This window comes from Cryobacterium sp. Hz9, assembly GCF_004402825.1.
Classification (GTDB): Bacteria; Actinomycetota; Actinomycetes; order Actinomycetales; family Microbacteriaceae; genus Cryobacterium; species Cryobacterium gelidum.
This window is the reverse complement of record NZ_SOFC01000008.1, coordinates 215365-231854: the sequence shown is the minus strand read 5'-3', so window position 1 is coordinate 231854 and position 16490 is coordinate 215365. Positions and strand designations below refer to the sequence as shown.

11 protein-coding genes are annotated in these 16490 nt (G+C 64.5%); 2 read left to right on the top strand and 9 right to left on the bottom strand.

What is annotated here, in order from left to right; all coding sequences use genetic code 11:
• Positions 1-2: 2 nt before the first annotated feature.
• Positions 3-2870 (bottom strand): excinuclease ABC subunit UvrA, encoded by a 2868-nt coding sequence (uvrA, locus tag E3N85_RS03135; RefSeq protein WP_134459248.1) that lies wholly within the window; start codon positions 2868-2870, stop codon positions 3-5.
• A gap of 136 nt (positions 2871-3006) precedes the next feature.
• Between uvrA and E3N85_RS03130 the strand changes: the two genes are divergently transcribed.
• Positions 3007-3612 carry a PadR family transcriptional regulator gene (locus E3N85_RS03130; RefSeq protein ID WP_134459246.1) on the top strand — a complete coding sequence of 202 codons (606 nt, stop codon included), beginning with the start codon at positions 3007-3009 and terminating at the stop codon, positions 3610-3612.
• A 393-nt stretch (positions 3613-4005) separates the two neighbouring features.
• Here E3N85_RS03130 and uvrB read toward each other — a convergent pair whose 3' ends face one another.
• From uvrB to polA, 8 genes are all read right to left on the bottom strand, one after another.
• Positions 4006-6069 (bottom strand): excinuclease ABC subunit UvrB, encoded by a 2064-nt coding sequence (gene uvrB, locus E3N85_RS03125; protein ID WP_134459238.1) that lies wholly within the window; start codon positions 6067-6069, stop codon positions 4006-4008.
• 45 nt (positions 6070-6114) lie between these two features.
• On the bottom strand, positions 6115-6792 hold the full coding sequence (gene coaE, locus E3N85_RS03120) for a dephospho-CoA kinase (RefSeq protein WP_134459236.1): 678 nt from the start codon (positions 6790-6792) through the stop codon (positions 6115-6117).
• 81 nt (positions 6793-6873) lie between these two features.
• Complete coding sequence (locus tag E3N85_RS03115) at positions 6874-7728, bottom strand: response regulator (protein ID WP_166783838.1); 855 nt, start codon at positions 7726-7728, stop codon at positions 6874-6876.
• Positions 7729-8076: 348 nt separating this feature from the next.
• A complete protein-coding gene (gene rpsA, locus E3N85_RS03110) occupies positions 8077-9531 on the bottom strand; it encodes a 30S ribosomal protein S1 (RefSeq protein WP_092448535.1) in 1455 nt (484 codons plus the stop codon).
• A 213-nt stretch (positions 9532-9744) separates the two neighbouring features.
• Positions 9745-10029: a hypothetical protein gene (locus E3N85_RS16645; RefSeq protein WP_241978272.1), complete on the bottom strand. Its 285-nt coding sequence runs from the start codon at positions 10027-10029 to the stop codon at positions 9745-9747.
• Positions 10030-10050: 21 nt separating this feature from the next.
• A complete protein-coding gene (locus E3N85_RS03105) occupies positions 10051-11274 on the bottom strand; it encodes a multicopper oxidase domain-containing protein (RefSeq protein WP_241978271.1) in 1224 nt (407 codons plus the stop codon).
• 238 nt (positions 11275-11512) lie between these two features.
• On the bottom strand, positions 11513-13186 hold the full coding sequence (locus E3N85_RS03100) for a DUF885 domain-containing protein (protein WP_134459232.1): 1674 nt from the start codon (positions 13184-13186) through the stop codon (positions 11513-11515).
• Between the two features lie 143 nt (positions 13187-13329).
• Positions 13330-16011 carry a DNA polymerase I gene (polA, locus tag E3N85_RS03095; protein WP_134459230.1) on the bottom strand — a complete coding sequence of 894 codons (2682 nt, stop codon included), beginning with the start codon at positions 16009-16011 and terminating at the stop codon, positions 13330-13332.
• Positions 16012-16063: 52 nt separating this feature from the next.
• On the opposite strand from polA, the gene E3N85_RS03090 reads away from it, so the two are divergent.
• Positions 16064-16489: a hotdog fold thioesterase gene (locus E3N85_RS03090; RefSeq protein ID WP_134459228.1), complete on the top strand. Its 426-nt coding sequence runs from the start codon at positions 16064-16066 to the stop codon at positions 16487-16489.
• Position 16490 lies beyond the last annotated feature (1 nt).

Below are 16490 nucleotides of genomic sequence, written 5' to 3'. Positions count from 1 at the left end.
GCCTAGCCGGCAGCCAGGACCTCCTTGAGGAAGGAACCGGTGAAGCTCTTCTTGACCGTGGCGAGGTGTTCGGGGGTGCCGGTGGCGAGCACTTTTCCGCCGCCGGAACCGCCCTCCGGACCGAGGTCGATCACCCAGTCGGCCGACTTGATGACGTCGAGGTTGTGCTCGATCACGATGACGGTGTTGCCCTTATCGACGAGGCTGTTCAGCACGAGCAGCAATTTACGCACGTCTTCGAAGTGCAGGCCCGTGGTGGGCTCGTCGAGTACGTACACGCTGCGGCCGTTGGAACGGCGCTGCAGCTCGGTGGCGAGCTTGACCCGCTGGGCCTCGCCGCCGGACAGGGTCGTGGCGCTCTGACCGAGGCGAACGTAGCCGAGGCCGACCTCGACGAGCGTCTTCAAAAAGCGATGGATCGATGAGATCGGTTCGAAGAAGTCGGCCGCTTCGCTGATCGGCATGTTGAGCACCTCGGCAATGTTCTTGCCTTTGTAGTGCACGGTCAGTGTGTCGCGGTTGTAGCGGTCTCCCCCGCATACCTCGCAGGCCACGTACACGTCGGGGAGAAAGTTCATCTCGATCTTGATGGTGCCATCGCCCGAGCAGGCTTCGCAGCGGCCACCCTTGACGTTGAAACTGAACCGGCCGGGCAGGTAGCCGCGGGTCTTCGATTCGATGGTTTCGGAGAACAGTGTGCGGATCTTGTCGAACACTCCGGTGTAGGTGGCCGGGTTGGAGCGCGGGGTGCGCCCAATGGGCGCCTGGTCGACGTGGATGACCTTGTCCAGCTGCTCCAGACCGGTGACCCTGGTGTGTTTGCCGGGTAGTTTGCGGGCACCGTTGAGCCGGTTGGCGAGCACCCGGTAGAGAATGTCGTTGACCAGCGACGATTTGCCGGAGCCGCTGACCCCGGTGACGGCAGTGAAGGTGCCAAGCGGAAAAGTCACCGACACCTTCTGCAGGTTGTTGGCCTCGGCACCGGTCACGCCGATGAGACGTTCTGGGTCGATCGGGCGCCGTGTCGTGGGAGTAGCAATGGACTTGCGCCCGGCCAGATAGTCACCGGTGAGGGATTTCGTATTGGCAAGCAGGTCTGAATAGGAGCCGGAGTGCACAACGTGCCCCCCGTTGACGCCGGCGCCCGGACCGATGTCAACGATCCAGTCGGCGGTCTTGATGGTGTCTTCGTCGTGTTCGACCACGATGAGGGTATTACCGAGGTCGCGCAGGGTGACGAGCGTCTCGATCAGGCGCCGATTGTCGCGCTGGTGCAGGCCGATGCTCGGTTCGTCGAGCACGTAGAGCACCCCGGTGAGACCGGAACCGATTTGGGTGGCCAAACGGATGCGCTGCGCCTCACCGCCCGAAAGCGTCGCCGCCGCGCGGGACAGGTTCAGGTAGTTCAGCCCGACCCGGATGAGGAAGTCGAGGCGCGCACGAATCTCGCGCAGAACCTGGGCGGCGATGGCCGCCTCCCGATCGGTCAGGGTGAGCTCGTCCATGAACTCGCGGGCGTCGCTCAAGCTGAGCGCGCAGACATCCGCAATGCTCGCGTCGTGCACGAGCACGGCGAGTACCTCAGGCTTGAGCCGGGTGCCACCGCACACGTGGCAGTCAACCTCGCGCAGGTATTCGGACCAGCGCTGACGCTGCGTGTCGCTCTCGGCCTGCAGGTACTGGCGTTCGATGTAGGGCACAACCCCCTCGAAACCGGACGTGTAGCTCATCTCGCGGCCGTAGCGGTTCTTCCACTTGACGCGCACCTCGAAGTTGTCGCCGCGCATGACGGCGTTCTGCACCTCACTGGTCAAATCGCCCCACGGCGTGTCGAGCGAGAAGTCCAGGTCGCGGGCAAGGCCGTCGAGCAGTTTCTCGTAGTACTGGAACAGCCCCTTACCCTGCGTGGTCCAGGGCAGTACGACGCCCTCGGCGATGCTCAGATCGGGGTCACCGAGCAGCAGGTCTTCGTCGACGGACATGCGGGTGCCGAGGCCGGAGCACTCCGGGCAGGCGCCGAACGGGGCGTTGAACGAGAAGGTGCGCGGTTCGATTTCGGTCAGCTGCACCGGGTGGTTGTTCGGGCAGGACAACTTCTCGGAGTAGTTCTGCCAGGCCTTGTCGCCTTCTTCATCGAGAAAGTTGATCTGCACCAGGCCGTCGGTGAGTTTGAGAGCCGTTTCGAGCGAGTCGGTGAGGCGACTGAGCAGCTCGGGGCCGGCGACCAGGCGGTCAACAATGACGGCGATGTCGTGCTTCTGCTGCTTCTTGAGCGTGGGTGGTTCGCTCAGCTGAATCTGCGCGCCGTCGACGATCGCGCGAGAATATCCCCCGCCGGCGAGTTCCTGGAACAGGTCGACGAACTCGCCCTTCTTCTGCGAGACGACCGGACTGACCACCTGGTAGCGGATGCCCGCCTTCAACTCCATCAGCTGGTCGGCGATTTGCTGCACGGTCTGGGACCGGATGACCTCGCCACAGATAGCGCAGTGCGGTACACCGATACGGGCCCAGAGCAGCCGCATGTAGTCGTAAATCTCGGTGATGGTGCCGACCGTGGACCGCGGGTTGCGGTTGGTTGACTTCTGGTCGATCGAGACCGCCGGGCTCAGGCCCTCGATGAAGTCGACGTCGGGGCGATCGACCTGGCCGAGGAACTGCCGGGCATAGGCTGAGAGCGACTCGACGTAGCGGCGCTGCCCCTCGGCGAAGATCGTGTCGAAGGCCAACGATGACTTGCCCGAACCCGAAAGCCCGGTGAAAACCACGAGGGAATCGCGGGGAATCTCCAGATCAACGTTGTGGAGGTTGTGCACGCGGGCTCCGCGCACACTGAGTTTCGGACCTGTTGCTACCTGCGTAATCGACACCTAATAAGTCTATGCAACGCCACCGACACCGCCGTACAACGACCGCCGCCGAGAGCGAACACACGGCTGCCCACATATTGTTACGGTGTATGTATATACACGGTAGTTATTAGCCGTCTGAATCGCCGGAGGTCGTATGTCCGTTCGTCAGAGCCTGCTCGCCATCCTCAACCAGGGGCCGTGCTACGGCTACCAGTTGCGGGCCGAGTTCGACCGTCGCACCGGGTCGACCTGGCAGCTCAACGTGGGTCAGATCTACAACACCCTCGACCGACTCGAGCGGGACGGCCTGGTGCAGAAGGCAGACATCGACGCCGATGGCCAGAACTACGTCGAGATCACGGCTGCCGGCAGCGCGGAGGTCGCCGACTGGCTCGGCTCCCCCGTGGTGCGCACCATGGCCACCCGCGACGAGCTCGCCATCAAGCTCGCGATCGCCGTGACGCTGCCGGGCGTCGACATCGCCCAGGTGATCCAGGTACAGCGCACCGCAACAATGCGCACCCTGCAGGAGTTGACTCGCACCAAGAACGCTACCGCCGACCCGGAATCCTCCGATCAGTTGGCCTGGCTGCTCGTGATCGACTCACTCATCTTCGCCGCCGAGGCCGAGGCCCGGTGGCTCGACCACTCGGAGAACCGGCTCGCCCAAGCGCGAACCGCCGGCCTGGCCGCTCCCCTGCCGCTGAACACCGACGTGCCCAAGCGCGGTCGCCCGGCCAAGGCGCACGTCGGCGCCTGACTGAGGGACAGCGGCTTAGCCCGATCTCGGCCAGGGAACTCGCGACACTGCGCCGTCGTAGCCTCGGCTTCGTGATTCAGGATTTCTTCCTGTCGATGGCGAGCACCACCCCCGACGCGGAACCAACCCAGACAGAGCCAGACCACGTGCCGACGCTCGTTGCCGTCTGCGGTGCACTCAGGGCCGGCGCGACATCCGGGCTGGGAGGGCAGCATCCGCTCTCGCGGCACTCATTAGGGACGACGGCACTCATTAGGGATGAAGGCACTCGTTGCTACGAATGCCTTGACACCTAACGAGTGCCGCGAGACCCGACGAGTGCCACCACGTGAGGGAACGAACAGCCGGTGACCCTGTGGGACCGATGCCGGCTCGCGAGGCTCTCCAGCGCGGTTACTGCAGGTGGCCGGCCTTCTCCATCTGCCGCAGTTCGCGCTTGAGCTCGGAGAGCTCATCGCGCAGGCGCGCGGCAAGCTCGAACTTGAGCTCCCCGGCGGCCTCGAGCATCTGCGAATTGAGGTCGGCGATGATCGATTCGAGGTCGTTGGCGCCGTTCGCGGCCAGGCCGACCCGGCGGTTCGGCGCCCCGGTCTTGCGGCGGGCATCGCGACCGGCGAGCAGCTCGGCCGTGTCGGCCTCCTCGCGGGCGAGGGCCTCGGTGATGTCGCCGATGCGTTTGCGCAGCGGGGTCGGGTCGATGCCGTGCAGGGTGTTGTATGCGACCTGCTTCTCTCGGCGCCGGTCGGTCTCATCGATGGCTTTCTCCATCGAGGCGGTGAGGCGGTCGGCATACATGTGCACCTCTCCCGACACGTTGCGGGCGGCGCGGCCGATGGTCTGAATGAGTGACGTGGCGGAACGCAGGAATCCTTCCTTGTCGGCGTCGAGGATGGCGACAAGTGACACCTCGGGCAGGTCGAGGCCCTCACGCAGCAGGTTGATGCCGACAAGTACGTCGTAGATGCCGGCTCGCAGCTCGGTGAGCAGTTCCACCCGGCGCAACGTGTCGACGTCGGAGTGCAGGTAGCGCACTCGCACCCCGGCTTCGGTGAGGAAGTCGGTGAGGTTCTCGGCCATCTTCTTGGTGAGGGTCGTGACGAGCACGCGTTCGTTGCGTTCGGTGCGCTTCTTGATTTCTTCGAGCAGGTCGTCAATCTGCCCGGCGCTCGGCTTGATGACGATTTGCGGGTCGATCAGGCCGGTCGGGCGAATGATCTGCTCGACGATGCCGTCGGCGATACCCATCTCGTACTTGCCCGGCGTCGCCGACAGGTAGACGGTCTGGCCGACCCGGTTCTTGAACTCGTTGAATTTGAGGGGTCGGTTGTCCAGCGCGCTCGGCAGTCGAAAGCCGTGGTCGACGAGGGTGCGCTTCCGCGAGGAGTCCCCCTCGTACATGGCGCCGATCTGCGGGACGGTCACGTGCGATTCATCGATGACCATCAGAAAGTCGTCGGGAAAATAGTCGAGCAGGCAGTGCGGGGCCTCGCCGGGTTCGCGCGCGTCGATGTGGCGGGAATAGTTCTCGATGCCGGAGCAGAAGCCGATCTGCTCCATCATCTCCAGGTCGAAGGTGGTGCGCATGCGCAGCCGCTGGGCCTCGAGCAACTTGCCCTCGCGTTCGAGCACCTCCAGGCGTTCAGCCAGTTCGACTTCGATGGTGCCGATGGCGCGACGCATGACGTCGTCGCTCGCGACGTAGTGTGACCCGGGAAAAACGGAGACCGAATCGAGTTTCTTGACGATGTCGCCGGTGAGCGGATGCAGGCTGTAGAGCCCCTCGATCTCATCACCGAACATCTCGATACGAATGGCGAGCTCTTCGTACATGGGGATGATCTCAATCGTGTCGCCGCGCACCCGAAAATTGCCTCGGGAGAAGTCGACGTCGTTGCGCTTGTATTGCATCGCCACAAATTTGCGCACCAGCCAGTCGCGACTGACTTTTTGACCCACCTGCAGCGCGATCATGGCATCAAGGTAGCCTTGCGGCGTGCCGAGCCCGTAGATGCACGATACGGTCGACACCACGATGACGTCGCGGCGGCTCAGCAGCGAATTGGTGGTGGAGTGCCGCAGCCGTTCCACCTCTTCATTGATCGAGGAGTCTTTCTCGATGAACGTGTCCGTCTGCGGAACGTAGGCCTCTGGCTGGTAATAGTCGTAGTACGAGACGAAGTATTCCACCGCGTTGTTGGGCATGAGGTCGCGAAATTCGTTGACCAGCTGGGCTGCGAGAGTCTTGTTGTGGGCCAATACGAGCGTGGGGCGTTGCACCTGCTCGATCAGCCAGGCGGTTGTGGCCGATTTTCCGGTTCCGGTGGCGCCGAGCAGAACAATGTCGGTTTCGCCGGCATTGATGCGGGCGGTCAGGTCGGCGATGGCGGACGGCTGGTCACCGCTCGGCGTGTACTCACTGACCACTTCAAACGGGTTCACAGAGCGCGTGGGTTCCATGTTCCTATTCTACAAACGGGGTCTGACAGTCAGCCTCCGGGCGCGTTACGGCGCGCGGGTGCCGTCGGTCGCTTCCACCCCGCGAGCCTCGGCCACGCGAGCCTCGGCCACGCGAGCCTCGGCCGCGCACGCGCGCGTCCACACCGCGTCGACCTGGGCCAGAGTCGCGTCGATGGTGCCGTTGTTGTCGATCACGACATCGGCCAGGGCGAGGCGGTCCGCATCACTCGCCTGCGCGGCAATGCGGTGGGTAGCTTCCTCGCGGGTGAGTCCACGCAACTCCACCATGCGCTCGATTCGGACCTCAGCATCTGCGTGCACGACAACGATCAGATCAAACGTGACCAGACCGCCGGCGATGGCTTCGGCCAGCAGCGGAACGTCGTACACAACGATGGCGTGCGGGTCGGCGGCACCCGCTGCAGCGACCCGGTCGCGGGTGAGTCGTCGTACCGCCGGATGCGTGATGGCATTCAGCCGCTCCCTCCGGTTCGGGTCGCTGAAAATGATGGCACCCAGCGCTGGTCGATTCAGCGTGCCATCGGCCAGCAAGATAGCGTCACCGAACTCGGTGGCAATCGCGGCGAGGCCGGGCGTGCCGGGTTCGACCACTTCACGGGCCAGCTGGTCGGCGTCGATCCCGACGGCGCCCAAGGAGGCCAGCCGCTTCGCCACGGTGCTCTTGCCCGACGCGATCCCGCCGGTCAGCCCAATCAAATACATTCCGCCATGCTATCCGCTGCGCCGCCGCGCGTGACGAGCGGATGCGACCGGCTGCACCGAAAACGAACTGCGGGCATCGGCCTACTCGAGGGCCCGCTGGATCTTGGCCAGGAGGGTCTCAACGTTGACGTCAGGCTCGTTCATCGCGACCACCGGCTGTTCCGGGTCGCTGTCAATCGTGTCCTGTTCCTCGTTCGTGAGAGCAACCGGGGCGAGGACCAGCACGGGAATGTGCTGCGTACTGGCATGATCCCGAAGCGCGCGAAGCATCTTGAGGCCACCCAGTTGTTCCATCACAAGGTTGACCAGAATCAGGTCAGGGGCCAAGGCCACAGCGTCGGCAATGCCAGCCGCCCCGGTGGCCGCGGATTCGACGTGAAAGGCCGATTCGTGCAAGTAAGCGGTGACCTGGTTGACGGTTTCGTCGTCCTCGTCGACGATGAGGATGGTGCGCGTGCGCGGCCGATCCGGGCGAAGACCCAGCAGTATGAGAGAACTCTGCAACTCGGCTTGCTGGAGCGGTTTCTCCAGAACGGCAGCAGCACCCCGCCTCAGCGCCATGCCCATGTCAGTCAGGCCCGCAATAACAATGACCGGTATGGATGTCAGCCCGAGCGAATCTTGCAGCTGCAGCAGGAATTTCCAGCCGTCCATTCCGGGAAGGTGCACATCAAGGGTGATCAGGCTCAGCGGAACACGCCGAGCAATGTCGAGAGCCTCCTCGCCGCTGGCAACCGTGAGCACCCGAAACCCCTCCGTCTCCAGGAACACGCGCAGGAGCGCGGCCGATGTGGGATCCTCCTCGACGACGAGCGCCGTCGCGTGGCTGTCCGCGGTGTCGCTGCTGACGGCTGCTTTGGCGACGCTGGGCGGCGCGTCGGCGAAGGCAGCGTCGCCCCCCGTGCCGCCGTTGTCTGAGGGACAAAAACTGTTCATGCAATTCTCCGATGGGGCTGTGGTTCGTGAAACTGGTGTGCACGGGCGCATTCATCCAGAAAACAGGGTTTCGTGGGGAAATTGGACGTGCGCGGCAATCCTGAAGATATCGGGACGCGCTGAAAGGAGGATATATCCTCACCATTAGGTATAGCACGAAGTGTTCCGAGACCCACAGTCAAGCTGAATACGAATACGAATACGAATACGACGGATGCTCAGTGGACTCCGGCATCCGGCTCAGCCGCAGTCGGTGCGGAAACCGTCCTTGTAAAATCCATCCGTTGCACAACGAAGCGGGCCGCACCCCGAAGGATGCGGCCCGCTGCTGAACGTCGTGCGGTGGTGCTAGTTGCCGCCGGAGAGCTTCTCGCGGAGAGCCGCGAGTGCTTCGTCGTCGGCGAGCGTGCCGGCGCCAGCCGACTCGCTCGAGAAGGCCGAGCCGGCCGGTGCAACGTCGCTGGGGGCAGCGATCTCGTCGTTCGCGGTCGAAACCTGCTTCTTGTGGGCTTCCCAGCGAGCCTGGGCAGCAGCGTAGTCCTGCTCCCACTTTTCGCGCTGCTCGTCAAAGCCTTCGCGCCACTCGTTGGTCTCGGAGTCGAAGCCTTCGGGGTACTTGTACTGGCCCTTGTCGTCGTACTCGGTGAGCATTCCGTAGAGCGCCGGGTCGAACTCGGTGCCGTCGGGGTCGACGCCATCGTTGGCCTGCTTGAGGCTCAACGAGATGCGGCGACGCTCGAGGTCGATGTCGATGACCTTGACGAAGACCTCGTCGCCGACCGAGACAACCTGCTCGGCGAGCTCGACGTGCTTGCCGGAGAGCTCGCTGATGTGCACGAGGCCCTCGATGCCCTCGGCCACGCGAACGAACGCGCCGAACGGAACGAGCTTGGTGACCTTACCCGGTGCAACCTGGCCGATGGCGTGGGTGCGGGCGAAGACCTGCCACGGGTCTTCCTGCGTTGCCTTGAGCGACAGTGAGACGCGCTCGCGCTCGAGGTCAACTTCGAGGATCTCGACGGTGACTTCCTGGCCGACTTCAACGACCTCGCTGGCGTGCTCAATGTGCTTCCAGCTGAGCTCGGAAACGTGAACCAGGCCATCGACGCCGCCGAGGTCGACGAACGCGCCGAAGTTGACGATCGAGGAGACGACGCCCTTGCGGACCTGTCCCTTCTGGAGGTTGTTGAGGAACGTGGTGCGGCTCTCGCTCTGCGTCTGCTCGAGCAGGGCGCGGCGCGACAGCACAACATTGTTGCGGTTCTTGTCGAGTTCGAGAATCTTGGCTTCGATCTCCTGGCCCAGGTACGGGGTCAGGTCGCGAACGCGGCGCAACTCGATGAGCGATGCGGGCAGGAAGCCACGCAGGCCGATGTCGACGATGAGCCCACCCTTGACGACCTCGATGACCGAACCGGTGACAACACCGTCGGACTCCTTGATCTTCTCAACGTCTCCCCATGCACGCTCGTACTGAGCGCGCTTCTTGGAGAGGATGAGGCGGCCTTCTTTGTCTTCTTTCTGAAGAACGAGAGCCTCGACCAGGTCGCCGACCTTGACAACCTCGGAGGGGTCAACGTCGTGCTTGATGGAAAGTTCGCGGGAGGGAATGACACCCTCGGTCTTGTACCCAACGTCGAGGAGAACCTCGTCGCGGTCGATCTTCACGACGGTGCCCTCGATGAGGTCTCCGTCGTTGAAGAATTTCAGAGTCTTTTCGACCGCGGCAAGAAAGTCTTCAGCAGATCCAATGTCGTTGATGGCGACCTGCTTGGGTGCCCGTTCGGTCGTTGCGATTGTCATGTAGTAGTTGCTCCAGGATGGACATAATCGGGCCACACGCGAACAGTTGTTCAGGTGTTTTGGATGCTCCGCGGTACAGAACGACCGGGCAGCACTCCGCGCATGGCAGCGGATAGGGCATCACAAATGTGACACTCCATACTAACTACCCGCGGAGACGAGGGGCAACTCGACATTCGGCGCGGTTCCGGGCTGCCCACCGCCGGTCAGCGATTACGGGCCGACAACGATGTGGCCGACCGCGCCGCGTTCGGCATCCGTCATGGCGTGCGTCACGAACGGATAAGTCCCTGCCTCGGGAAAGCTCCGTTCGACAAACCCGCCCTGCGCCGGCGCGAGACCGAGCGTCTGACTGCCGCCGGTACCGGTGCTGCCGCCGTCACGCAGCAGGTAGTCGCCCTCCGCGTAAACCGTGTCGAACCGCCCGCCGACGACGTGGAAGGAACTCGCCAGGTTGGGCCCGGCATCCAGTACCCAGAAGCGGATGCGCTCCCCCACCTGCGCCCGCAGGGGCTGCTCCTAGTACTGGTTGGCGTAGCCGTTGAAGACGACGAGGTCGGGGGTGGCGGCGGCGATCTTGTCGGAATCGGCAATGCCGCCCTGCGGCCCGAGGTAGAACTCGGACTGGACGAGCAGGTATTCCCGGTCGACCGGATCAAGCCCGGCGGGGTCGATCACGACCGCCCCGAACATGCCGTTTGCGATGTGCAGCGACATCGGCATCGTGGACCAGTGGTAGAGCCAGATGCCCGACCGAGTGGCCGTGAATGAGTACTCGAGGGTTTCGCCCGGCTCGATTGTGCGCATCGGACCGTCGGGGGCCAGGGCACCGGCGTGGAAGTCCAGGGAATGGCCGGTCGTGGCATCGTTGATCAGGGTGATCGTGATCGTGAACGTGTCGCCGACCCTCCCGCGCAGGGTGGGACCGGGCGCGGTGCCGTTGAACGGCCACAGTTTCTGAGTCATCCCGGGCGCGACCTCGACCTCGACCTCGGTGTCGCCGACTCGGAAGGTGTAGTCGTGATGGGTGCCCTGCGCCGCCGGCGGCAACGCGGCGTCGCGCGCCTCGAATCCGGGCGACGGGTCGGCCTGGGAAGCGAGGTCGTCGGCGGCAGATGCTGCCCGGGCGGTTGCGCCGGAATCAGCACGGCCTGTGTGGTGGGCCGCAGCATCCGTAGCCGCAGCATTGGTTGAACCATCGCCGGCGACGTTGATCTGCAGCACCATGCCCATCTGGCGGTGCCCCGCAATGGAACACCAGCCTGCACTGCCGGCGGTCATGATTCCGGCGTCGACGGTAACGGTCTCCCCCGTGGCAAGCCGGCCCGAGGTCACCCCGTTCGCCAGGGTGAGGTCATGCACGACGGTGTCGTCGTTGGTGACGGTGAGTTCGAGCCGATCCCCGGCGGGCACGGTCAGGCTCGACGGTGAGAAACGCATGTCGAACATCGTCACGGTCAGCTCGGTGACCTCACCAGAGGCGACGGTCACGGCGTCCCGGGCGCTGACCGATGCCGCACCGACCCCGGCCGTGACCGGGTCGAGGGCGACGCCCGCGGTGACGGCCCAGCACTTCTTGATGGCGATGGCCCGTTCGAGCACGATCAGGGTACCGACGAAGCCGAACACCATGAGCGCGTCATGGAACGCGGCCATGCGGTCGGCGAGCGGTGGCACGTCGAAGCCGAGCAGGGCGGTCGCCGCGTACAGCCCGAGCAGCAGCGACGCCCCGGCTGGAGCCAAAAACAGAAAACGGATGCCCGAACGATCGATCAGGGCGCGCTCGGGCTTCGGCCGGGGCTGCGAATGCGCGGGGACGACTTCCGCAGGGAGAGTGCCGGTCGTAGCTACAGTGCCGGTCTTAGCTACAGTAACGGTCTTAGCTACAGTAACGGGGTCGGACGGGAACGACTCGGGCGACGCACCCCCTCAGTTGACCGAGCCGAGTAGGCCCGCTGGGGACTGCGTCGCCGACGCCGGGTCAGGCCAGTGCCGACCGCAGGGTGTCGAGGCCAACGCCGCCGAGGTCGAGGGCACGCCGGTGAAAGTTTTTGATCGAGAAGTTTGCGCCCTCGCGGGCGGCGCACTCGTCGCGGAGTTGCTCCCAGATGCGCTGCCCCACCTTGTACGACGGAGCCTGGCCGGGCCAGCCGAGGTACCGGTTGACCTCGAACTTGACGAAGCTCGCGTTCATGTTGACGTTCCGGCCGAGAAAGTCGAAGGCGTACTCCGCGGTCCACGGGCCCGAACCGTCTGGCAGGGTTTTGCCCAGGTGCACGCCAATGTCGAGAACGACGCGCGCCGCGCGCATCCGCTGCCCGTCGAGCATGCCGAGACGGTTCGCCGGGTCGTCGAGATAACCGAGTTGCTCCATCAGGCGTTCGGCGTAGAGCGCCCAGCCCTCGGCGTGCCCCGACGTACCGGCTAGTTGGCGGCGCCAGGTGTTGAGCTTGGCCCGGTTGTAGACGGCCTGGCCGATCTGCAGGTGATGGCCGGGCACACCCTCGTGGTAGACGGTGGTCAGTTCTCGCCAGGTGTCGAATTCGGTCACGCCGACGGGCACCGACCACCACATGCGGCCGGGCCTGGTGAAATCATCGGTCGGGCCGGTGTAGTAGATGCCGCCCTCCTGCGTGGGGGCGATCATGCACTCGATCGTCTTGATCGCGTCGGGGATGTCGAACTGCGTTTCGGCCAGGTCTGCCACGGCCTTATCGCTGGTCTTCTGCATCCATTCCTGCAAAGCCTGGGTGCCGTGCAGCTTGCGGCTCGGATCCGTGTCCAGATACGCGATCGCCTCGAGCACGCTCGCGCCCGGCTTGATCTGGTCGGCCACCTTCTCCTGCTCCCGGGTCATGCGGGCGAGCTCTTCGATGCCCCACTCGTAGGTTTCGTCGAGGTCGATCGTCGCCCCGAGGAAACGTCGGGAGGCGAGGGTATACAGATCGCGACCGATAGCGTCCTCGGACGTGGCTTTGCCCTCGAGTTCGGTTCTGAAAAAGGTCGCGAGTGTGTCGTAGGCGGCGGCTGAACGGCGGGCGCCGAGGCCCACGTCGTGCGCGAGAGAGATGGGCAGGGAGCCGTCGTCCAGGGCCGCGCTAGCAGCGAACTCAGCGAAGAACCCGTCCTGTGCGGCGTGGCGCTCGGCCTGGGCGAGTACCTCCCGCACCTGGCGGCGAGCCGGCGTCACTCCGCGTTCGATGCCGAGTCGGAGGGTCGCGATGTACCCGTCGATGGCGGCCGGAAGATTACCCAACCGGGATGAGATGTTGGCCCAGTCATCGACGGTCTTGGTGGGCATGAGGTCGAAGATCTCGCGAATCTCCTGCGCTGGCGACGCGATCACGTTGAGGTCGCGGAGCTGCAGCTGAGCGTCAGAGCTTTCGACGCTGAGTGACAACTCGCTGCGGAGGTCGGTCTGCGTGACGTCATCGACGCTGTCGACCGGCCGAGCGGCATCCAGCTGTGCGATCGTTTTTTTCGCCTCGTCGACGAAACGTTCGTGGCCGGCGGGTGAGTAATCACCGTAGCGGCCGTCACCCCCTGCGCGGCCGATGTACGTGCCCACCGTGGGGTCAAGCTCGACGAGGGTGTCAACCCACTCTTCGGCGATCTGATCGATGGCCGTTGGAGTGCGCTGGGTGTCGTTTGTCATGCTCCCGAGCCTAAAACACGACAACTCGATGCGAGCCCCCCACTTGGGGAAATCGCCGGTCACCCGCCGATGATGCTCGCACCGCGATCAACGGAGCCTGATCAACGGCTCGCGATCAACGGCTCGCGATCAACGGCTCGCGATCAGTGCGCCGCGACGTCCCAGTTCGGTCCTCGACCGATCTGTACCTCCAGGGGAACGAGCAGGTCGGCTGCCGATTCCATGTTGTGGGTAACCACCTGACGCAAACCATCCCATTCGCCCGGGGCGACATCGAAGATCAATTCGTCGTGCACCTGCAGCAGCATGCGAGAGTCCATCGAGGCATCCGTCAGGTCGGCGGCGATACCGTTCATCGCGATCTTCATGATGTCGGCCGCTGAACCCTGGATCGGCGCGTTGAGGGCCGCTCGTTCGGCGTTGTCGCGCAGCACCCGCTTGGGGCTGGCCAGGTCGGGGAATGGCCGGCGCCGGCCGAAGATGGTTTCGGTGTACCCGTCGACCTTGGCCTGCTCCACGACGTTGCGCAGGTAGTCGCGCACCGCGCCGAACCGCTCGAAGTAGTCAGTCATCAGCTGCTTGGCTTCCTTGGTGTCGATTCGCAGCTGGCGGGACAGCCCGAAGGCGCTGAGGCCGTAGGCCAGGCCGTAGCTCATGGCCTTGACCTTGCTGCGCATGTCACCGGTGACCTCGGCCGGATCGACACCGAAGATGCGCGAACCGACGAAACGGTGCAGGTCTTCGCCGGCGTTGAACGCCTCGATCAGGCCGGCATCTTCGGAGAGGTGCGCCATGATGCGCATCTCGATCTGCGAATAGTCGGCGGTGAGGAGGCCCTCACTCTGCGCGCCGGCTTGGAACGCCGCCCGGATGCGTCGGCCTTCCTCGGTGCGCACCGGGATGTTCTGCAGGTTCGGGTCGTTCGACGAGATGCGGCCGGTCGTGGTGCCGATCTGCACGTAGGTCGTGTGGATGCGCCCGGTGGTATCGATGGCCTTGTCGAGGGTCTCCACGATCTGGCGCAGCTTGGTGGCATCGCGGTGTTTGAGGAGCAGATCGAGGAACGGATGGGGGTTGCTGGCCTGCAAGTCGGCGAGAGCACCGGCATCCGTTGAAAAACCGGTCTTGTTCGCGCGGGTCTTGGGCATTTCCAGCTGGTCGAACAGCACGTTTTGCAGCTGCTTGGGTGAGCCGAGGTTGACCTCGCGGCCGATCTCGGCGTAGGCGGCGGCGGCGAGGCTCGCTGTGCTGGCGCCAAGCTCGGCGGACAGCTCGGCGAGTTGCTCGTGCGAGACGCTGACGCCGGCGAGCTCCATATCGGCGAGGGCCAGCAGGGTCGGCAGCTCGATGTCGATGAGCAATTTGAGGGAGCCGGGGTCGAGGGTGGTTTCGACGGCGGCGAAAACGCGCAGGGTGTACCAGGCCTGCGCGGGCGCGCCGGCCTGCTTGGATTCATCGGGCACGAGCTGGTTGGGGTCGGCGACCGGCAGGGCTTCATCGAGGTAGCGCGACACGAGGTCGGCCAGGGATTTGTCTGGGCCGCCAGGGCGAATGAGCCAGGCACCGACCAGAGTGTCGAAAGCGAGGCCGTTGAAGGGCAGACCACTGCGCCGCAGCGCCTTCACCTGATGCTTGGCGTCGTTCAAAATCTTGGGGGCATCACCGGCGAGCCAGGCCTCGAACGGGGCGTAGTCCATGCGGCCGGGCTGCCAGGACAGGTTGATCGTCTCGGTCGGGCTGGCCAGGCCGAAGCCGATCGCCCGTCCGTCTTGCACCTCGACGGTGAGACCGAGCCCGGCCGGGTTCGCCGCGATGGCGCGATCCAGCCAGGACTGGAGTTCTTCGTCGAGCAGATCCTGCGCGATGGGCGCCTGCACGGCCGGTACTTCGTCGATGACTGCAGCGGCAACGGCAGATGCCGCTGCTGCGGGTTCTTCACCGGCCAGTTTGAGCACCCGGTCGAGCAGGGTTTTGAACTCAAGGCGGGTGAAAATGTCTCGCACAGCCGCGGTGTTCATCGGCCCGCGTTCCAGCGCAGCGACCGCGACGGGAAGCTCGAGGTCGGTGACGAGACGGTTGAGCCGGCGGTTGCGAATCGCGTTCTCTTTCTGCTCGCGGAGGTTGTTGCCGACGACGCCCTTGATCTCCTCGGCGTGTTCGAGGATGCCCGCGAGGCTGCCGTAGAGGCCGAGCCATTTCACGGCGGTCTTTTCGCCGACCTTGCTGATGCCGATCAGGTTGTCGCTGGTTTCGCCGACCAGGGCGGCGACGTCGGGGTACTGCTCGGGTTTGATGCCGTAACGTTCGAGCACCCGGGCCGGGTCGTAACGGGTGAGGGCCGACACGCCCTGGCTGGAGGGGTAGAGCAGCGTGACGGTCTCGTTGACCAGCTGGATGGCGTCACGGTCACCGGAGACGACGAGCACGTCGTAGCCGGCGGAGGTGCCCTCCACCGACAGGGTCGCGAGGATATCGTCTGCCTCGAAGTCTTCCTTGGTGATGGTCGTGATGTTCATCGCGGCGAGGGCTTCCTGCAGCAGGGGAATCTGGCCGAGGAACTCCGGCGGGGTCGCATTGCGCGTGCCCTTGTACTCGGGGTATTCCCGGGTGCGGAAGGAGGCGCGGGAGATGTCGAAGGCGACAGCAAGGTGGGTCGGCTTCTCGTTGCGCAGCAGGCTGAGCAGCATGGACAGAAAGCCGTGAATGGCGTTCGTGTGCTGCCCGGCATGGGTCTGGAAGCTGTCCACTGGCAGAGCGAAAAACGCCCGGAATGCCAGGGAATGGCCGTCGATGATCATCAGGGTAGGCTTTTCGGAGTCCAACACTCCCCCAGCCTACAAGTGTCTTCCCGCGTGGGCTCCCCGACCAAAGGTGATCATGTTCGATACGACTGACGACGCACTCGCCTGGGTTCAGCAGCGCGGCGCTGGCGACCTGGCCGACAAGATGGGGCTGGAGTTCACCGAATTCACCATTGACCGGGCCGTGGCACGAATGCCCGTGGCCGGTAACACGCAGCCAGCCATGCTCATGCACGGCGGCGCCTACGTCGTTCTCGGCGAGTCGCTTGGCTCAATGGCCGCGAATCTGCACGCCGGGCCGGGGAAACTCGCCGTGGGCATCGAGATCAACGCCTCGCACAACCGGTCAGCGACCTCCGGGTACGTCACCGGTGTCTGCACCCCGATTCACCTCGGCCGCACCCTCACCACGCACGAGATTGTGGTCACCGACGATGCCGGGCGGCGTTGCTCGACGATTCGCATCACGAACATCATCAAGGACCTGCCGCCGCGGGTCTAGG

Coding starts and splice junctions, on each gene's coding strand:
- rpsA (WP_092448535.1), bottom strand. CDS start 9,531: ATGACAATCGCAACGACCGAACGGGCACCCAAGCAGGTCGCCATCAAC.
- E3N85_RS03090 (WP_134459228.1), top strand. CDS start 16,064: ATGTTCGATACGACTGACGACGCACTCGCCTGGGTTCAGCAGCGCGGC.
- E3N85_RS03100 (WP_134459232.1), bottom strand. CDS start 13,186: ATGACAAACGACACCCAGCGCACTCCAACGGCCATCGATCAGATCGCC.
- E3N85_RS03115 (WP_166783838.1), bottom strand. CDS start 7,728: ATGAACAGTTTTTGTCCCTCAGACAACGGCGGCACGGGGGGCGACGCT.
- coaE (WP_134459236.1), bottom strand. CDS start 6,792: ATGTATTTGATTGGGCTGACCGGCGGGATCGCGTCGGGCAAGAGCACC.
- uvrB (WP_134459238.1), bottom strand. CDS start 6,069: ATGGAACCCACGCGCTCTGTGAACCCGTTTGAAGTGGTCAGTGAGTAC.
- E3N85_RS03130 (WP_134459246.1), top strand. CDS start 3,007: ATGTCCGTTCGTCAGAGCCTGCTCGCCATCCTCAACCAGGGGCCGTGC.